The organism is Mesorhizobium sp. M7A.F.Ca.CA.001.04.2.1, assembly GCF_003998485.1.
Taxonomy (GTDB): Bacteria; Pseudomonadota; Alphaproteobacteria; order Rhizobiales; family Rhizobiaceae; genus Mesorhizobium; species Mesorhizobium ciceri.
Window position 1 is genome coordinate 60,635 of the sequence record NZ_RZQT01000003.1, and the last position, 16,876, is coordinate 77,510.

The window sequence follows — 16,876 nt, forward strand, 5'->3', positions numbered from 1 at the left end:
GTCTGCATCAATGCAGGCCGCGCCTGGCACCGCCCAGCTTCTCGCTTTCGGCGACCTCGGGTGCGTTCAGTTTGCGCTCGGCGTCACGAGCTATATCGGCAGGCGTCGGCGCGCTCCTGGCGATCATGGTGTAGATGAGCACGAAATAGCCGGCCTGAATGGTCACGGCGCAGATGATGACACGCACCAATATCGTGCCTATCGACGCACCGCCCAGCCAGGACCAGCCGACGACGATCGCCAGAGCGAAAATCATCCCGAGGATGAATTTTGGAAGTGCCATACCCAACAGCCCATAAACCGGCTCGGGTATTATCGCGATTGCCCCACCCGAGCGCCGTCCCTTGTCATGTGGGCTTGTTAAGGTCGCCCACTCTCGACCGGTTGCTTCCGGCCTTTTCCACCTGTCGTCACCGTGACAGGTATAATTTGCAATTCTATTAAGGCGAGCAATAGGCGGCAAGGGCAACTTCGGTTATTTTTGATCGAGCTTTTGCGATCGACTCTGCCATGTTGCAATGCACGCAACGGGAGCTAGGCCGATATCCTCTCGTCGATATTTTTCAGTAAAATGGCCAATATTAAGTAGTATTTTATATGGTTTTGACCAAGCATCACGGCATGATGAAGCACTAGTTTGTACCTCGCCTTGGCAAATAGGTAGGTCCGCCTAAAAACCGCCCCACAAAGGCCTCTATTTTTTCGGCTGTGCCCATTTATTGTCACAAATGTGCTAAATATGCCGAAATTTGTGCATGGCAAGCTTATTATTTAGTCATTTCATGACGTGACTATTTCAACGGGGTGGTAAATTGTGTGTTGCGCTGCAACATTTTTTTGGTATCGTGTGGTGAACCATTCGTTCAACGCATGGAGTTTACGGCATGAGGGACGTTGCCAAGTCAGCCACCGCGAGCTTTTCGCAGGCTGACATCGATTTTCCGCCGCCGATCGGCGGCCTGCTCAAACGCAGCTTCGATATCACCGGTTCACTGATTGGCTTGATCGCCCTCAGCCCGCTATTTGTCATGATAGCGCTGCTCGTCAAGTTTTCCGACGGCGGCTCGATTTTCTACGGCCACAGGCGAATCGGGCGGGGCGGACGGATTTTTCCGTGCCTGAAGTTCCGCACCATGGTTCCGGACGGCGACAAGGTGCTGGCAGCCTATCTCGCCACCAACCCGGACGCCAACGCGGAATGGATCGCGACCCGCAAGCTGAAGAACGACCCGCGCGTCACCCGCGTTGGAGCAGTGCTGAGGAAACTCAGCCTCGATGAGTTGCCGCAGATCATCAACATCCTGCAGGGCGATATGAGCCTTGTCGGTCCGCGTCCGGTTGTGCGCGACGAACTAGAGATCTATGGCACATCCGCCGTCTACTATCTGAAATCGCGTCCGGGCCTGACCGGCCTGTGGCAGGTCAGCGGCCGCAACGATGTGTCCTATGACAGCCGCGTCGCCTTCGACCGTCACTATGTTGAGAACTGGTCGCTGTTCGAGGACGTTCGCATCATCATCAAGACCGTCCCGGCCGTCTGGATGTCGCGCGGTTCTTACTGACCGGCCGGTGGCCAATGCCAGACATTGGCGTCGGCCATTCGACGCAAGCTCATCGGGCGATGGGGCTATAGCGGATCGGAACGTTGAGTTGAAAACAGATTTGTTCGAAGCCTTTCGCGGCGGCCCGGTTTCCGGCCGCCTGCGGCGGGCGCGTTTGCTGGCCACATGCCTTGCCATGGCCCTCGTCGTCCCGCACATCGCCGCCGCCGGCGACTATCGCCTCGGCTCGCAGGACAAGCTCACCATCCGCGTCGCCGAATGGCAGACCGTGGAAGGCACATTCCGTGACTGGTCGGCGGTGAATGGCGAGTACACGGTCGGTCCATCCGGCACGCTGTCGGTGCCGTTCGCCGGCGAACTGCCGGCCTCCGGCAAGACCACGTCCGAAATCGCAACGGCGATCGGCGAGGCTTTGCAGAAAAAACTCGCTTTGTCAGACAGACCGGAAGCCTCGGTCGAGATGGCGCAGTTCCGGCCATTCTACATTTCGGGCGAAGTCCAGAACCCCGGCCAGTTTCCATATGTGCCTGACCTGACAGTGTTGAAGGCCATCAGCGTCGCCGGAGGCATCCGGCGAAACGCCGACTACGGACCTCAACTCGGCAAGGACTTGGTTACCGCCAAGGGCAATTTCGATGTCTCCGACGACCAGCGCATTCGGCTGATCGTCAGGCGCGCCCGCATCGACGCGGACATGGCCGGCAAGGCCAGTTTCGACGTGCCTAAGGAGGTCGAGGGCGATCCGAGACTGCCAGCCATCGTCGCGGACGAAATGACTATCCTGACAGCGGACCAAAAGGCGCTGAAGCTGAAGCTTGAAGCGCTCGACGATCTCAAAGGGGTTTTGGAATCCGAGATCGAATCGCTGCAGAAGAAGATCGTCAACCAGCAGCAGCAGGTCGACTTGGCGCAGCAGCAGCTCGCCAGCATCGGCCCGCTAGCGCAGAAAGGCCTGATCGCCAACGCCCGACTGCTGGATTCGCGCCAGTCGGTTGCCGACCTGCAGGGCAAGATCCTGGACTACGAAACCGCCATCCTCACCGCCAAGCAGTCGATCAGCAAGGCGAAGCAGGACGCCATCGATGCCCAGAACACCTTGAGTTCAAACCTCGCTACCGCCCGGCAGCAGACCGAAGCCGACCTGAACGAAGCCGCGCTGAAGGCGAATATGCAGAAAGGCCTGATAGCCCAGGCTACCGATCCCGCGACTGTGGCCGCCATGACAAATGATCAGCAGCCCGCCCTGCTTTATTCACTGGTGCGCAATGTCGACGGCAAGACCAGCGAAATCGCCGCCAAGGAAGACACACTCGTGCTGCCTGGCGATGTGATCAAGGTCAAGCTGGCGCCGCTGGCCAGCCAGTAGCCCACAGCCCGATACCATCCAGCATCTCAATCCGTCCCGTGAGGGGCGGATTTTTGCTGAGCACCATGCTTGCCAGGCGAAGGCTTCCCGCTGCCCTGACTTCAACCCGCGAGTTGATTGCTTATGACGACCCAGCGGCCGCCGGACGGCCGGCATGCCGGGGCCAATCAGCTTCACCCGTGGCCGCATCCGCCGGCGCCTGCGACCGCCGCGTGCGGGTAGTAACGGGCAGCCGCGCCAGCTTGAAGAAACTGTAGTACATCAAGAAGGAACCCGTAAAATAGGGGTTGAGTATCTCGACCTCGACGAAGGAACGAATCAGCAGCAGCACCATCACGCCGGCGAGGATCACCGGCTCGGCCCGCCATGTCTTGAAGACCACCGCCGACACGTGGCCGTAGAGCGTGCGCAGCACGATCAGCGATACCAGCGTCGCTCCGACGAAGCCGAGTTCGACAAGAGCCTCGATATAGGTGTTGTGGAAGTGGAAGCCGGTGCGGGTGGTGATGTAGAACTCGTTCCACAGCCGCTCGGCTTCGGCGAAGCCCTGCACCCAATAGGCGGCATAGCCGACGCCGAGAATCGGCGATTTCTGCACGGCATTCCAGCCCTGCTCCCACAGATAGGTCCGTCCGGTGAGCGTCGAATCCTTGCCGAAGAGGCCGAGGACGAAGTCCATCAGCCCGAGATTCAAGGCGACAAAGGCAGTCACGACCAGCAGACCGGCGCCGATCAGGAAAATCACCCGGCGGTAGCGCCGTGACAAAATTTTGCTCATCGCAAGAAGCGTCACCAGCGCCAGAACCGCCGGTATCGAGGCCATCGAGGTGGCGGAATGCGAGACGAACAGCAGATAGGCCGACAGCAGAATGAGAGGCGCTGTAAGCATGAGGCTCAGCCGGCCGCGCCTGTAAAAGGCAAGGAACACCACGCTGAAATATATGCCGAGCGAGGCGACAAAACCGAGCTGGTTCTTGGAGGCAAACGCGCCGACGAAATTGTAGGTGCCGTCGAGAACATCGTCGGAATAATTGCCGACCCGCAACGAATACAGCAGGATGAAGAAAATCCCGACCAGGGCGCCTATCGTCAATGCGCGCACGCTGACGGTGCGCGCCGCGATATAGGCACAAGCGATATGAGAGAGATATTGGAACGCCGTCCTTGCCGTGATGCCCGGCGCAACCGACCAGAAAATCGAGAAGCAGACATAGGCGGCAAACAGCAGCGGCAGCCAGGCGCTGGACAGATGCCGCAGAAACCGCCGGTAGTCGACCAGGACGAGTGGAAGCCAGACCGCGTAGTAGGCCAGGATCAGCACCTGGCCGAAAATGAACGAATAGGAAAACGCCCAGATCGAGACGGCTACGGCAAAGGCGCCATAGACCGAGTTCTTCTCGGGATCGACCAGCAGGGACTTTGGAATCTTCATCTCAGAGTCCCGCCGACACGACCCAGTGCCGGCAAGCCATGAGCCGGCCGGATTTTTCGCAGACATGGGCGTGCAATAAACGGCTTCTCCATTGTGCAGTGCAATATAACCTATCGCGCCCGGCGCTCAATGGCAAATCCGGTCAACTTATCTTACGCGAATTGGCCAAGCGGCGGATACCGAGTCGTCGCACCTTGGAACAGGGGCGATCCGTCACAAATCCAGAGGCAGTGGGCGGCCTGTTCCCATCGCGAGTCAGATATGATTTTCGGTTTTCCTGAGCGTCGAGGAGGCTTGCCTACGGGCTGCCAAGCCATTGAAGAGAGCCTGCGCGGGTCGCTCGATCATTGTATAAAGGACAATGGATACCGCTATGGACAGCGCGCATGCCACGATGCCGGCCAGCCCCTGCGCCATCAGCCCCGACTGATGCGGTAGCAGTTTGCTCGCCAGCTGGATCACATAGGGGTGCGAGAGGTAGAGCGAGTATGATGCATCTCCGAGCAAAACCAGAAATGTTATCGCGCGCGTCCGGGGGGGCGACCAAGACAAAGCGGCGGCGGTTAAAACCACGGCAGGGACGCCGTTCGCCAGAAGCCAGGGCAAATCAGGTATCATTTGCCGAATGGCTATTGTCGCCACGAAAATCGCAAGCATAAGCCACGTACGTCCCACGAAAAGCTTCGCACTATGCACATATGCCAGGTAAAGTAAGATGCCAAAAACAAATTCCAGCATCAGCGGATTTGTATAAAAGCGCCAAGCGACGTTTTCACTCTGGATGAATTGACCCATCGCCACGAGAACTACTATGAACATGGATGGCGACAGTGGGCCGCGCAGGCCGCAAGCTATGCACGCAGCATATATTGCATAGAAGAACATCTCATAATTGAGGCTCCAGCCGAGAAAGAGCAGCGGCTGAATCGAACCGTCGACCTTTTCGAACGGGATGAAGAACAGTGATTTCAGGATCGTTTCGCCGCTCACGACGGTCGAATTCAGCAGACCGGGTTTCATCAGCGCAATCAACACGATACCTGCCGTCAGCGTCCAATAGAGCGGAACGATACGAACTATGCGGCGGCGACAGAATTGCCAGGCGCCTTTGGCCTCATCGGTGGTGTAAGCGATTATAAATCCACTGATTACGAAGAATATATCAACGCCTGACGCTCCGAACCCAAAGATATTTTCCTTAAGACCAAACTCTATTTGAAAACCGCTTCCAATATGGAACAATACCACCGCAAAAGCGGCGACGAACCTTAGAACTTGGAGCCCGAGCAGCTTGCGACGAACATTGGTGCTGTCCGGCAGCACCGTTGGTGATTCTACGCCAACCGTCGAAGCTACAGTCATTTTGTCTCTTCCCAGCCAAGGTCCGCTTTCACACGGGCCTCAAGTTCATCGGCCATATGACCCTGGCCGATTTCATTTGGATGCGAGTCGCAGCCGCGTGAAGCAACTCCTCCTGGACTGTCGAATCGTATCAGAGCAATTTTTCTTTCACCCGCGGCACGACGGACCGCCACGGCCTTGTTCACGGCCGACACCGCGGCATCGAGGTCGGCGCCCCAAAGCATCGGGCCGATACCGGCATAGATCATTGCGCCAGGCGCGTTGGCGCGCAATTGGGCAAGCAAGTCCGCGTAGCGTGCGACAAAATCCGGCGGCCGCGCGCCACCACTGAAATCGTTGCTGCCGAGATGCACGACAATGACATTGGTATCAGGCAGTTGCTCCCGGTCAGGACGTGACGGCATCAGTCGCGTGTAGAGGTCGCGCATCGTTGCGTTGGTGCTGCCATCATAATTGCGGACAAGGCCCTTCCCGGATGCTGCAAGCGTCGTAACGTCTGCTCCAAAGCGGCGCGCCACGACTGCGGCAAAGGTCAAGTACTGGTTCTCGGTATCGGCGCTAAACCGGCATTTGGCGTCCTTGCCCTCGACGCCGTAACCCGCCGAGATGGAGTCGCCGATGACTAAAAAGCTGCGGGTTTTCGGCTGCGGCGGCAGAAAAGATCCGTCGGTCCGGATATCCTTGAGAACAGTCGCGCCGAATGACGCTTCGGTTCGGCGGACAAGACGCACGGCGTGCCGGGCGGCCACCGTATCCGATACGACTCTGTAGGTGTGTTCGCCCTTCTTCAAGTCAAGGCGGGATACAGCACCGTCAACATCAACGACCATGCTGTTGCGGCCTGTGTCGTCAAGCACTACGTCGAGCCATGCCCCTTGGAATTCAACCTCGATGGCAGTTCCCGGCCATTCAAATGTGGCTTGGGTTCCGGTCGCCAAAAAGCGACCAACCAGCCGGGCGCTGTGCAACTCCGATTCCCCGGCAAGCGCACAGCGATCAGTGAGCCCATTTAACCCAGCTGCCGCCAACACTGCTATCAGGAATGGCCGAAGACCGGCTACTTTCATCTAGAGTCAGCCTGTGAGAATGGCGAGTGCTACAAGAGCAGTAAACACCTTTTCTCGCAGATGCGAAAGAACTTTTCGCACATGCGAGATGCAGGGCGCGTGCGAAAAATCCGTCCTAAGGCGGTCGTCGCAAGCGGAAGCGCCCCGCCTGATGCCGGCGCCTTTTTAGACACTGGTCCTTTTCAGTCCCCGTCAGTTGGACTTTCGCAAGCACCCCGCTGGAGCGCTACCAAAGCGCTCCGCCGGTGATCTGGATGTTTTCCATGGTGATGCCCTTGGCGAGATCCGAGCACAGGAAGACGGCCAGTGCGGCGATCTCCTGCGGCTGCAGCAGGCGCTGCTGCGGGTTGCCCCTGGCGATCTCGGCCATCGCTTCCTCTGGCGTGCGCCCCTTGCCTTCGCGCTCCACGACCTGCGCCACATTGCGGCGCATCAGTTCGGTCTCGACCCAGGTCGGGCTGATCATAACGCAGGTGACGCCATGCGCCGCCCCTTCCAGCGCCACGCAGCGAGTGAGACCCAGCAGGCCGGCCTTGGACGCGCAGTAGGCCGGGTTGTCCTTCCACCCGACCAAGGCGGCCGTCGAGCCAATGTTGACGATGCGGCCCCAGCCGCGCTCGATCATACCCGGCAGCACGGCACGCGTGACGCGGAAGGCGCCGGTCAGGTTGGTGTCGACGATCTTGTCCCAAAGCGCGTCGGAATGGCCGCAGACCGGCTGCTCGGCGGTGGTGCCGGCGGCGTTGACCAGAATGTCGGCGGGGCCGATGGCCGTCTCGGCATCAGCCGCGAAACGGTTGGTGACGTCGCTGTCGCGAACGTCAAGGTGTGCGGCGTGAATTTTCGTTCCATGGGCGGCAAGGGCCGAGCGCACGCGCTCGATCTCGTCGGCGGCCGGATAGTAGGCGGCATCGGATCTGTCGGCGCCGGCAGGCGCGATGTAGGAGCCGACGGCGACATTGGCCCCAGCCTCGGCCAAAGCCGTGGCAATGGCGAAGCCCATGCCCGAGAAACCGCCGGTCACGATGGCGCTACGGCCGGAAAGGTTGTTCATGGCGCACGGTCTCCGCTTCGTTTGGGTAGGCAATCAGTCCTGACCGGATTTGGCAATCACAGCGGCGCAGCCTCCATCGACGAGCGTTCAGGACACCTGAAGCGGTCTGCCCAGCCATTCGCGATAAAAGCCTTCGAGGTCAGGTTCGAAATCATGCACGATGGGATAACCGGGTGCCGCCGCCTCGACCTCATGCAGCGTCCCGCACTCCGGGCAGATGAACTCCCGGATTTCCATCCATTCGGGATCAGGGAGATCGCTGTTGGGATAGATCTCGCGCAAAGCCTCCTCGGTGTTGCGCACGTTAATCACGGCGTTGAGCTTCCAGTTCTTCCGATAGTCGCCGAAGGAGTGGCCGCATTCGCAGCGGGTAATGCGCTCATCGCCACTCTGGCAGATGAACAGATGGTCCGAGACCGGCAGCAGGATCGGGTCCTTCCAGGCGACACGATCCTGATAGACGGCAACCATCTTGAAGAAACGGTCGTCATCCTTGTAGGCACTCATGATGCGCCTTGTCTGCGGCCAGGGCAGCTTGCCGGCGGCCAGATCGCCCAGAACTTCCTTGCTGTATGAGGTCATGGCTTGGCTCCCGGCGTGAAGATCGATTTGGCGTCGACGTTCCAGAAATCGCTGAATTCCTTGGTGAAGCGCGACGACAGCTTGATCGCGCTGGCGTACATTTTCTTCACTTCGGGCGCGAAGTCGGCCTTTCCGACGCGGCCACGCTCCTTGGCGATCCAATCCGTCACCGGGATCGCCTTAGCCAGGCGCTCTTTGCGCATGGCGGCGCGGCGTTCGACCGTGGCGTCGATATCGGCGACGGGATAACCGTCTTCATCGTCCTTCAGCACAATTCCGAAAACCTGGTCCGCCGCTTCACGGGTGAGAAAGCCGTTCTCGACATCCCATGCCGTCTTGATCGGATCGCGCTCCAGCACGTCGCCATAGCCGCCGCCGCCATTGTAGGAATGGCTGAAGATGTCGCCGGATTTGTGCGGCGAGGTGATGTAGGGGCCTTCGACCACGACATGGTCGCCGCCGATGTTCTTCTCGTAGTCGGAGACGTCAGGGTCGATGCCGGGCGAATGCGCCAGCGGTTCGCCTTTTGCCGCCAGTTCGTGAATGTCTGAGTTGCGCACCGCGCGATGCTTCTGGCAGGTCGGCGCCGGATAACCACCGCACATGCCGCCATTGTCGAACACGCGCGAGGAGTGCTCGGAGGTGTGGAGCCGCAGATGTGAGGTCTTGTTGATCAGCCAGGTCGAGACGAAGGAACAGCCACCGCGATATTTACCGGCGCCGCCGGAATTCGGCACGATCGAACGGCCGATATAGACCATCGGCATCGACTGTTCCCAGACCTCGATGTTGCCCATGTCGGATTCCGGGTTCCAGCCGACATAGGCGGTGTCGAGACCGTCCTTGATGGCGAGCGCACCGGACCCGGCGGCAGCGCACTCGAAATGCGCCATGCCGAACGGCGTGCCGTATTGGCTTTCGCCGCCCATCTCGATCATCGGGCTGTTGACCTGGCCGACAAAGGCCTCCTCGACGAAGCCGCGCGCGACAAAACTGCGCGACAAAAGCCGCTGGAAAACGCCGTAGGCCGGCAGCAGCAGCGCCCAAGAGGTGGCGGTGGCCACCATCTCGTTGTCGGGGTTGGTCCAGGTGCCGTGCGGCAGTTTCAGTTCGGTCGCCATCCAGGCACCGTCATTGACCAGGCCTTCGAAATTCATGTGCTGGGTCAGCGTCACGAACATGCCGCCATCCATGCCGGCCGGCGTGCAGTTCATCGAATGGTAACCCCAGGGCTGCGTGCCCTCGAAGTCCATGGTGATCTTGCCGTCTGACGTGATCTCCATCTCGATCGGGATGTTGTAGAGCCAGTCGGGATCGCCGAGCAGCTGGAAGCCGGGCTTTCCCGCCGTGACATGGCCGTAGAACGTGTGGCCACGATAGATGCCGGGCACGGTGAGCTGGCGGGTGCGGGCGAGCTGGGCGCGGCGACCTTCCTCGATGAATTCCTTCGACACCTTCATCCAGTAGTCCAGGCCGATCTCCGAGATGAGCTGCTTGACGCTTTCGCGCATGTCGATGCAGGAGGCGACCTTGGCCTTCTCGTCGAGCACCCAGTAGATCGGCATGCGCAGATTGCGCTCGCAGCGTATGACGTAATCGCGCCGGATCTCGTCATTCTCGCCGATCTTCTCGGCGCAGACGAACAGGCCTTCGGTGAAGCGCTCCTGCGCCATGCAGACATCGCCGCCCGGCGTGATGCCGCCGGCTTCCAGTTCGTGGCAGACGGCACCGGCCCAGCCGACCAGCGTGCCTTCATGGAAGATCGGCACCACATCCATGACATCAGGCACCTGCACGGTGCCGATGAAGGCGTCGTTGTTGGCGAAGATATCGCCTTCACGGATCTTCGGGTTTTCCTCGTAATTGTTCTTGATCATCCATTTGATGAAGCGGCTCATCGTATGGACATGCACCATGATGCCGTTGGAGAGCGCGATGGCGTCGCCTTCGGGCGTATAGATGGCGACCACCATCTCGCCGACTTCGCGCACGCCGGGCGAGGCCGAGATGCGGCGGGCCATTTCGCGAGCCGAGACGCAATAGGCGCGCAGCTTGGTGTGCAGCGTCTCGAACTTCAGCGGATCCTGGTTGCGCAGCATGAGTTCCGTGATGCCGTCATAGCAGCCGGTCTCTTCCATCAGCCGCTCGGAATCGAGCAGTCTTTCGCGAAGGCGCAGGGTCGAGGCAGGTTTGTCCAACATGGCGATGCCCTCTCAAGCGTGGGTGTAGTGCAGCAGCGTCCATTCATCGACATGGACGCGGTCCTGCGGATGAACGACGAGCGTGGTGGCGGGGTGTTCGATGATGGCCGGGCCGATCACTTCGTGACCGGGCTGCAGCAGGTCCATCTCATAGAGATTGGCCTTGTGCCAGCGTCCGCCGATATAGGCCTCGCGCACGCCCTTGTGCGCGGAAGCCGGATCCGACTTGCCAAGCGGACGCTTGAGCAGCACCGGTTTGACCTTGTCGGCGGTGGCGATCAGCCCGAGTTCGGTGATGGTGAAGCCGGCCTCGCCGTAGCGCGACACGCGATGATTGACCTTGGCGTAGACCGCCTCGAACTCGTCGATAACCCTGCGCATGTCGTCGGCCGAGTTGACCTCAGCCAGCGGCGCCATGACTTCGACATCCTCGAGCTGGCCGGTGTAGCGCATCATCAGGAACGGCACGGTCCTGATCTTCTCGCGCGCATGGCCGTCGGCGATCATCTCGTCGACCGCGGCCTTGGTCAGGTCGTTCCAGACCGTGGTGACCTTGACGCCGAAGGCGGCCAGCGTCGCCTCATCGGCGCGTGACGGGATGTCGTGCTGCGTCGACACCGAATGCCGGCGCATGAAATCAGCCGTGGTGCAGCCGAAGGCGGAGAAGGCGGCCGCAAACTGGAAGGTGATGATGTCCTTGAAGCCGATGCCCCTGGAACAGCCGGCCAGGTGCAGCGGGCCAGAGCCGCCATAGGACAGCAGCGTGAACTCGGAGGGATGGATGCCCTGGCCCGAAATGACGCGGCGCAGCGCGTTGTTGGCGTCGGCCTCCAGCATGTCGATCATGCCTTCGGCGGCTTCCTCCAGACCGACGCCCAGGATGTCGGAGCATTTCTCCTGGAAGGCGCGGCGGGCCTTTTCGACCTGCAGCACGACCTTGCCGCCGAGGAAATAGTGCGGGTTGAGCCGGCCGAGAATTGCATCGCAATCGGCAATGGTCGGTTCGGTGCCGCCCCTGGCGAAGCAAATCGGACCTGGATCGGAGCCGGCGCTTTCCGGTCCAAGCGAGACTTTCTTGGTCAGCGGATCGACCTTGAGGATCATGCCGGCGCCGGCACCGATCGTATCGAGGTGCAGCGTCGGCACGTTGAGCTTGAAGCGATCCATCAGCGGCTCGTTCTCGATCCGCGTCTGGCCGCGCGTGATAACGCCCATGTCGAAGGAGGTGCCGCCCATGTCCGAGCAGATCAGCGAATCATTGCCGATCAGCTTGCCTACATAGGCAGCACCGAGGATGCCGCCGATCGGGCCGGAGATCATGGTTTCATGCAGGCGCGGATGGTTGATCGAGGTCAGGCCGCCGAAGGAGAGCAGCGTCTGCACGCCATATTTGAAGCCGTATTTCTTCGAGACGTCCTCGATACCCCTAAGCTGCTTGCGGCCGCGCGAGGTCGCGTAGGCCTCGATCAGGACCGAGTTCAGCCGCGACTGCTCGCGGATGACCGGGCGGACCTCGTGGCTGGTGTAGACGATGATGTCGGCGCCGGCCTTGTCGACCTCTTCGCGGCAGATTTCCGCGATGCGCTTCTCGTGCACCGGATTGACGTGCGAGAAGATGGTCATGATGCAGATCGCTTCGACCTTGTCGGCGATCAGTTTTTTGGCGGCTGCAGAAACCTCGTGCTCATAGAGCGGCAGCACGACGTCGCCGAACTGGTCGATGCGCTCGGTGACCCCATGGGTGCGGCGGCGCGGCACCAGCGGATCGGGATGATGGTGGGTGACCGCATGCAGCCGGTCGGCATAGGAATAGTCGGCCCAGGCCTGCAGACCGCGGCCCATCAGGATCATGTCCTCGAGGCCCTTGGTGGTAATCAGGCCGAGCCGGCGGCCGGTGCGCGACAACAGCGTGTTCAGCATGCCGGTGCCGGAATAGAGCACGACGTTGACGCCTGAAAACAATGATTCCAGCGAGATGCCCCAGGCATCCGCCGCGTCCTCGGCCGAGGCCAGGAAACCCTCGGCTTCGTTCTTCGGCGTGGTCGCCGACTTGCCGATCTTGAAGTGGCCGTCCTGATCGACAAGGATCGTGTCGGTCATGGTGCCGCCGGCGTCGATGCCGATGACGATTGGGTTGCCGACAATGGGGGCGGTGAGATTGGGTTGGGTCACGGTCGCCTCGGGATCTGGTCTAGGTTGACGCTAGGCTAGATTCATTCGATGGCCTCGCGCCATATGCCTAAAGACACAATGACGGTTGGGCTGACATCGCCGAGAAAAGGGCATGCGCATGGGCAATATCTGGGCGCCGCTCGCCAAAGCGATCGCCGCCATCGGCACGGACAGGCATGTCGACTGCCTGATCGACCTGATCGGCGCCGACATCGACCACGACCTCGTCACGGTGACGCGCTATTCGGCGACGCAGACACCCGAATTCATCAAGCACCGGCGCTTCTCGGATGAGATGGTCCGGCGCTATCTCCACAATTACTACGTGTTCGACCCGTTCTATGCCTCGTGGCGGCGCGAGCGCAGGTTGGGCATCATGCCGCTGAAACGGCTCGCCGACGACGAGGCCAAGCGCGGCCAGTACATTGCCGGCTTCCTGGCGCAGTCGGAGATCTGCGACGAGGTCGGCATCATGCTGGCGGATGGCGGCGACTGGTGCCTCGGCATCTTCCTCGACCGTTCGACCACCTCATTCAAGGACAGCGAGATCACCCTGCTGGACGAGCGGTTGCCTGTATTCGAGGCGCTGCATGCGCTCGACATCAAGGCGCACGGAACCAAGTTCTCCCGCACGTCGGCGCCGACAGGCCCCGGCGCCTCGCCCCGGCAGGAGCCGACGATCCCGGCCAGTCTGTGGCCGGAGCTGTCGCTGCGCGAGCGGGAATTGGTTCAGCTAATCCTCGCCGGCCACCCGACAGCCAACATCGCCGAGCGCCTCGGCATCACCGTGGGCACGGTCAAGAACCATCGCCGGCGCATCTACGAGAAGCTCGACATCACCACGGAGCGGGAATTGTTTTTGCAGTTTTTTCAGCACCGAGCGGAGCGGTAGGCGAGTTTCAGGCAGCAATCCGGTTCAACGGGCTCTTCCCGTTGCAAATTACAACTCCTCCTCCCAATTGGTCCCGCCGTAAAACACACGCAATATCACCACCTGTTCTGGTTCCACGATGAACGCAATGGTGACGCGGCGCTCAAATCCGGTGACGCGAAGCCCTGGCAGCAGATCGTCCCGACGAGAGCCGCGCTCGGAGCCGTAGTCGAGGCGTTCGCAGAATGCCCTGATCCGTTGGTCGTAGCCGTCAGCTGTGACTGCGCTGCTAGCCTCCGCGACGGTCTCGTAAATCCAGTCGAGATCGTCGCCGGCCTTGGGTGTATAGATGACAGCCCGTTGCTTCACGCATCCCTCTGCAAGCGCGCCTCGTGACGTTTGCGCGACCGCTCGGCCATCTCCTCCGTGGAAATGCCCTTAGGATCTGCCTTCCATCTGTCGTAGGTCGGCACGACTTCCTCGCGGAGCCAACGTTCTACGGCCGCGTCGCGCTCTTGCAGGGCGCGAAGCCCGGCGCGGATCACTTCGCTGCTGGTCGCGTAGGTTCCCGATTTCACGAGATGATCAATGAAAGCAGCCTGCTCTGCTGGGAGGCTGAAGGTGCGTTTTTCGGTAGCGGCCATGATTTCTCCTATAACGTCGGTGTGATTATATCATACCGACGCGAGGCTGCACCTGAAATCTGCCGCCGTCATACGGCGACGGCTGCCGACATGCTGGATGTTGCTCTCGCCGCAATCCGCCATCCTCTTTCAAGATTGGAATGGCCAAAGCGCGCCTCAAAATTCCTCTTGCGGAATGGCGGCGTCCCAGCTTAGTCTCGGCTCTGTCAGAAAATGAAATTTAATTCCATTATGTGGCGCCGGCCAGCCAGAGCGCCATACCCAGGGAAAAGTGACCGGCCCAATCGACTGAGAAAATATTTGATATATCATCTACCAGAACGGAACTAGCTGACATGGTCCAGCAGACATCGATCCAGCCATCGGCGCCCTGGTTGCGGCTAGACGTCGATGATTCGGACTGGGACGATGCCGAGGTTTCGAGCCTGGTGCGCTGGTATCACCAGATGCTGCTCATCCGCCGTTTCGAGGAAAAAGTGCTCGACCTCGCCAATGCCGGGCTGGTGCATGGTCCGGCACACGCCAGCATCGGCCAGGAGGCGACGGCGGTCGGCGCCATGTCCGTGCTCGGTACGGGCGACCGCATCAACGGCACCCACCGCGCCCATCACCAGGTCTTGGCCAAGCTTGTCAACGCGCAGACGCCCGGCGGATTCGACCCGTTGCATGACGCTTTCAACCCGGACATGCAGGGCTCGGTACGCGGCCTGATGGCCGAGATCATGGGCCTCAAGTCAGGTTATTGCGGCGGCCGTGGCGGCTCGATGCATATGCGCGACGATGCTTCCGGCATACCGGGCACCAGCGCCATTATCGGTGGCAACCTGCCGCATGCGGCCGGCTATGCGCTGGCCGACAAGCTGCTCGACACCGGCAACATCTCGGTCGCCTTCTTCGGCGACGGCACGATGATGGCGGGGCCGGCCTATGAGGCGATGAACATCGCCGCGCTCTACCGGCTGCCGGTGATCTTTTTCGCCGAAAACAATCTCTATGCCGTCTCCACGCACATCAACGAGCAGACGCGCGAGACGCGGCTGGCCTCGCGCGGACCTATGCTCGGCTTTCGTGGCATCGAATGCGACGGCATGGATGTGGTGGCGGTCCACCATGCCATGCGCGAGGCGCGCCGGACGATCGAGGAAGACGGTGGCCCGGTGCTGGTCGAGGCGCTCTGCTACCGCTTCCTGCACCAGAGCGGCGCCCGCCCGGGCAGCGAATTCGGCTACCGCACGCGCGCCGAGGAAGACGTCTGGAAAGCGCGCGATCCACTGGTCACGATGGCCGCTCGTCTGAAGACGATGGGCATTTTGAACACTTCCGACCTCGGCACACTCGACCAGCGCGTCATGGAGGTGGTCAACAGTGCTGCCGATTCGCTCACCGAAATGAGCGGCAACGCGCTGCGCATTCCCGACCATCTGTGGCCAGACCCAGGCGGCGTCGACAACCAGATACGCGGTGATCTTTCCGAACTGAAGGGCGAGCGCTTCCTCGAGATCGAGGACGTGCCGCCTGCCGACACCAGGCCGGTCAAGTTCATGGTTGCCGCGTCCGAGGTCATCGCGCGCGCCATGGAGCAGGACCCGCGCATCATCATCATGGGCGAGGATGTGCACCGGCTGCGCGGCGGCGTTTCGGGCGCCACAAAGGGTGCGCTGGAACGCTGGCCGGAGCGTGTACTGGCAATGCCCATCGCCGAGAACGGTTTTGTCGGCGTGGCGCTGGGTGCAGCGCTTTGCGGCCTGCGACCGGTCGTCGAGATCATGTTCGGCGACTTCTGCCTGGTGGCCGCCGACCAGCTGTTCAACGCAGTCAGCAAGGTGCGCCACATGTTCGGCGGCGGCTTTCCGGTGCCGATCGTGGTCAGGGTGCGCGTCTCGCCGCACACCGGCTACGGCTCGCAGCATTCGGGCGATCCGTCCGGGCTTTTCGCCCTGTTTCCCGGCTGGCGCATCGTCGCCCCGACGACGCCCTTCGACTATATCGGCTTGATGAATTCAGCACTGAAATGCGACGATCCGGTGGTCGTCATCGAGCACGTCGAACTGTTCCCGAGCGAGGGTCCTGTTCCAACCGACGACCGTGACTATTGCGTGCGGCTCGGCAAGGCGAAGATCGTCAGGCCGGGCAGCGCCTGCACACTGCTCGCCAGCGCCAGCATGGTTGCTGTCGCCAGAGAGGTGGTCGAGGAGACCGGCGTCGATGCCGAGATCATCGACCTGCGCAGCCTCGACCCGACCGGGCTCGACTGGCCGCTGGTGGAAGCTTCGATCCGCAAGACCAACCGGGTGGCCGTCATCGAGCAGGTGCAGCGTGGGCTGTCGCTTGGCGGACGACTGACACAAGAGATTCAGGATCGCGTGTTCGATTATCTCGATCACGAGATCCTGCATGTGACGGGAAGCCTTTCGGCTCCCGTCGTATCGGCCCCGCTCAACCGCGCCGCACTGGGCGGCGCTGAAAAGCTCAAGGCCGCGCTTCAATCCCTCACTGCCGTGGGTGGATAGAGCGAACGCATTGCCACAAAGATCCGACAAGAAAATGGGAGAACTGACATGAC

14 protein-coding genes are annotated in these 16,876 nt (G+C 60.9%); 4 read left to right on the forward strand and 10 right to left on the reverse strand.

Annotated features, from left to right (window positions below; translation table 11 throughout):
* Positions 1-7 precede the first annotated feature (7 nt).
* On the reverse strand, positions 8-283 hold the full coding sequence (locus tag EN955_RS01880; RefSeq protein ID WP_013528119.1) for an exopolysaccharide production repressor ExoX protein: 276 nt from the start codon (positions 281-283) through the stop codon (positions 8-10).
* Positions 284-884: 601 nt separating this feature from the next.
* On the opposite strand from EN955_RS01880, the gene EN955_RS01885 reads away from it, so the two are divergent.
* Both EN955_RS01885 and EN955_RS01890 read left to right on the forward strand, forming a co-directional pair.
* A complete protein-coding gene (locus EN955_RS01885) occupies positions 885-1,562 on the forward strand; it encodes a sugar transferase (protein ID WP_013528120.1) in 678 nt (225 codons plus the stop codon).
* Between the two features lie 100 nt (positions 1,563-1,662).
* On the forward strand, positions 1,663-2,928 hold the full coding sequence (locus EN955_RS01890) for a polysaccharide biosynthesis/export family protein (RefSeq protein ID WP_024501840.1): 1,266 nt from the start codon (positions 1,663-1,665) through the stop codon (positions 2,926-2,928).
* Between the two features lie 121 nt (positions 2,929-3,049).
* Here EN955_RS01890 and EN955_RS01895 read toward each other — a convergent pair whose 3' ends face one another.
* From EN955_RS01895 to EN955_RS01925, 7 genes are all read right to left on the reverse strand, one after another.
* A complete protein-coding gene (locus EN955_RS01895; protein ID WP_024501841.1) occupies positions 3,050-4,360 on the reverse strand; it encodes an O-antigen ligase in 1,311 nt (436 codons plus the stop codon).
* 255 nt (positions 4,361-4,615) lie between these two features.
* A complete protein-coding gene (locus EN955_RS01900) occupies positions 4,616-5,722 on the reverse strand; it encodes an acyltransferase (protein ID WP_024501842.1) in 1,107 nt (368 codons plus the stop codon).
* A complete protein-coding gene (locus EN955_RS01905) occupies positions 5,719-6,789 on the reverse strand; it encodes an SGNH/GDSL hydrolase family protein (RefSeq protein ID WP_081714202.1) in 1,071 nt (356 codons plus the stop codon). Before EN955_RS01905 ends, EN955_RS01900 begins: the two co-directional genes overlap by 4 nt.
* Before the next feature lie 226 nt (positions 6,790-7,015).
* Positions 7,016-7,843: an SDR family NAD(P)-dependent oxidoreductase gene (locus tag EN955_RS01910; RefSeq protein WP_024501844.1), complete on the reverse strand. Its 828-nt coding sequence runs from the start codon at positions 7,841-7,843 to the stop codon at positions 7,016-7,018.
* Positions 7,844-7,930: 87 nt separating this feature from the next.
* Positions 7,931-8,425 (reverse strand): acetone carboxylase subunit gamma, encoded by a 495-nt coding sequence (locus EN955_RS01915; RefSeq protein ID WP_024501845.1) that lies wholly within the window; start codon positions 8,423-8,425, stop codon positions 7,931-7,933.
* Entirely contained in the window at positions 8,422-10,626 is a 2,205-nt protein-coding gene (locus tag EN955_RS01920) for a hydantoinase B/oxoprolinase family protein (RefSeq protein ID WP_024501846.1), read from the reverse strand. The genes EN955_RS01915 and EN955_RS01920 overlap by 4 nt, the downstream gene beginning before the upstream one ends.
* A 12-nt stretch (positions 10,627-10,638) precedes the next feature.
* Complete coding sequence (locus EN955_RS01925) at positions 10,639-12,798, reverse strand: hydantoinase/oxoprolinase family protein (RefSeq protein WP_024501847.1); 2,160 nt, start codon at positions 12,796-12,798, stop codon at positions 10,639-10,641.
* A gap of 112 nt (positions 12,799-12,910) precedes the next feature.
* On the opposite strand from EN955_RS01925, the gene EN955_RS01930 reads away from it, so the two are divergent.
* Complete coding sequence (locus tag EN955_RS01930; protein WP_024501848.1) at positions 12,911-13,690, forward strand: LuxR C-terminal-related transcriptional regulator; 780 nt, start codon at positions 12,911-12,913, stop codon at positions 13,688-13,690.
* A 48-nt stretch (positions 13,691-13,738) separates the two neighbouring features.
* On the opposite strand, the gene EN955_RS01935 is transcribed toward EN955_RS01930, so the two are convergent.
* Positions 13,739-14,038: a type II toxin-antitoxin system RelE/ParE family toxin gene (locus tag EN955_RS01935; protein WP_024501849.1), complete on the reverse strand. Its 300-nt coding sequence runs from the start codon at positions 14,036-14,038 to the stop codon at positions 13,739-13,741.
* Positions 14,035-14,313, reverse strand: coding sequence for a type II toxin-antitoxin system ParD family antitoxin (locus EN955_RS01940; RefSeq protein ID WP_024501850.1), 279 nt, complete (start codon positions 14,311-14,313; stop codon positions 14,035-14,037). The genes EN955_RS01935 and EN955_RS01940 overlap by 4 nt, the downstream gene beginning before the upstream one ends.
* Positions 14,314-14,648: 335 nt before the next feature.
* Here EN955_RS01940 and EN955_RS01945 point away from each other — a divergent pair, with 335 nt between their 5' ends.
* Complete coding sequence (locus EN955_RS01945; protein ID WP_024501851.1) at positions 14,649-16,823, forward strand: alpha-ketoacid dehydrogenase subunit alpha/beta; 2,175 nt, start codon at positions 14,649-14,651, stop codon at positions 16,821-16,823.
* Positions 16,824-16,876 lie beyond the last annotated feature (53 nt).

Bases quoted from the DNA above. Each gene is read 5' to 3' on its own strand.
- EN955_RS01945 (WP_024501851.1), top strand. From the start codon at position 14,649: ATGGTCCAGCAGACATCGATCCAGCCATCGGCGCCCTGGTTGCGGCTA.
- EN955_RS01940 (WP_024501850.1), bottom strand. From the start codon at position 14,313: ATGGCCGCTACCGAAAAACGCACCTTCAGCCTCCCAGCAGAGCAGGCT.
- EN955_RS01900 (WP_024501842.1), bottom strand. From the start codon at position 5,722: ATGACTGTAGCTTCGACGGTTGGCGTAGAATCACCAACGGTGCTGCCG.
- EN955_RS01920 (WP_024501846.1), bottom strand. From the start codon at position 10,626: ATGTTGGACAAACCTGCCTCGACCCTGCGCCTTCGCGAAAGACTGCTC.
- EN955_RS01880 (WP_013528119.1), bottom strand. From the start codon at position 283: ATGGCACTTCCAAAATTCATCCTCGGGATGATTTTCGCTCTGGCGATC.
- EN955_RS01885 (WP_013528120.1), top strand. From the start codon at position 885: ATGAGGGACGTTGCCAAGTCAGCCACCGCGAGCTTTTCGCAGGCTGAC.
- EN955_RS01895 (WP_024501841.1), bottom strand. From the start codon at position 4,360: ATGAAGATTCCAAAGTCCCTGCTGGTCGATCCCGAGAAGAACTCGGTC.
- EN955_RS01910 (WP_024501844.1), bottom strand. From the start codon at position 7,843: ATGAACAACCTTTCCGGCCGTAGCGCCATCGTGACCGGCGGTTTCTCG.
- EN955_RS01905 (WP_081714202.1), bottom strand. From the start codon at position 6,789: ATGAAAGTAGCCGGTCTTCGGCCATTCCTGATAGCAGTGTTGGCGGCA.
- EN955_RS01930 (WP_024501848.1), top strand. From the start codon at position 12,911: ATGCGCATGGGCAATATCTGGGCGCCGCTCGCCAAAGCGATCGCCGCC.
- EN955_RS01915 (WP_024501845.1), bottom strand. From the start codon at position 8,425: ATGACCTCATACAGCAAGGAAGTTCTGGGCGATCTGGCCGCCGGCAAG.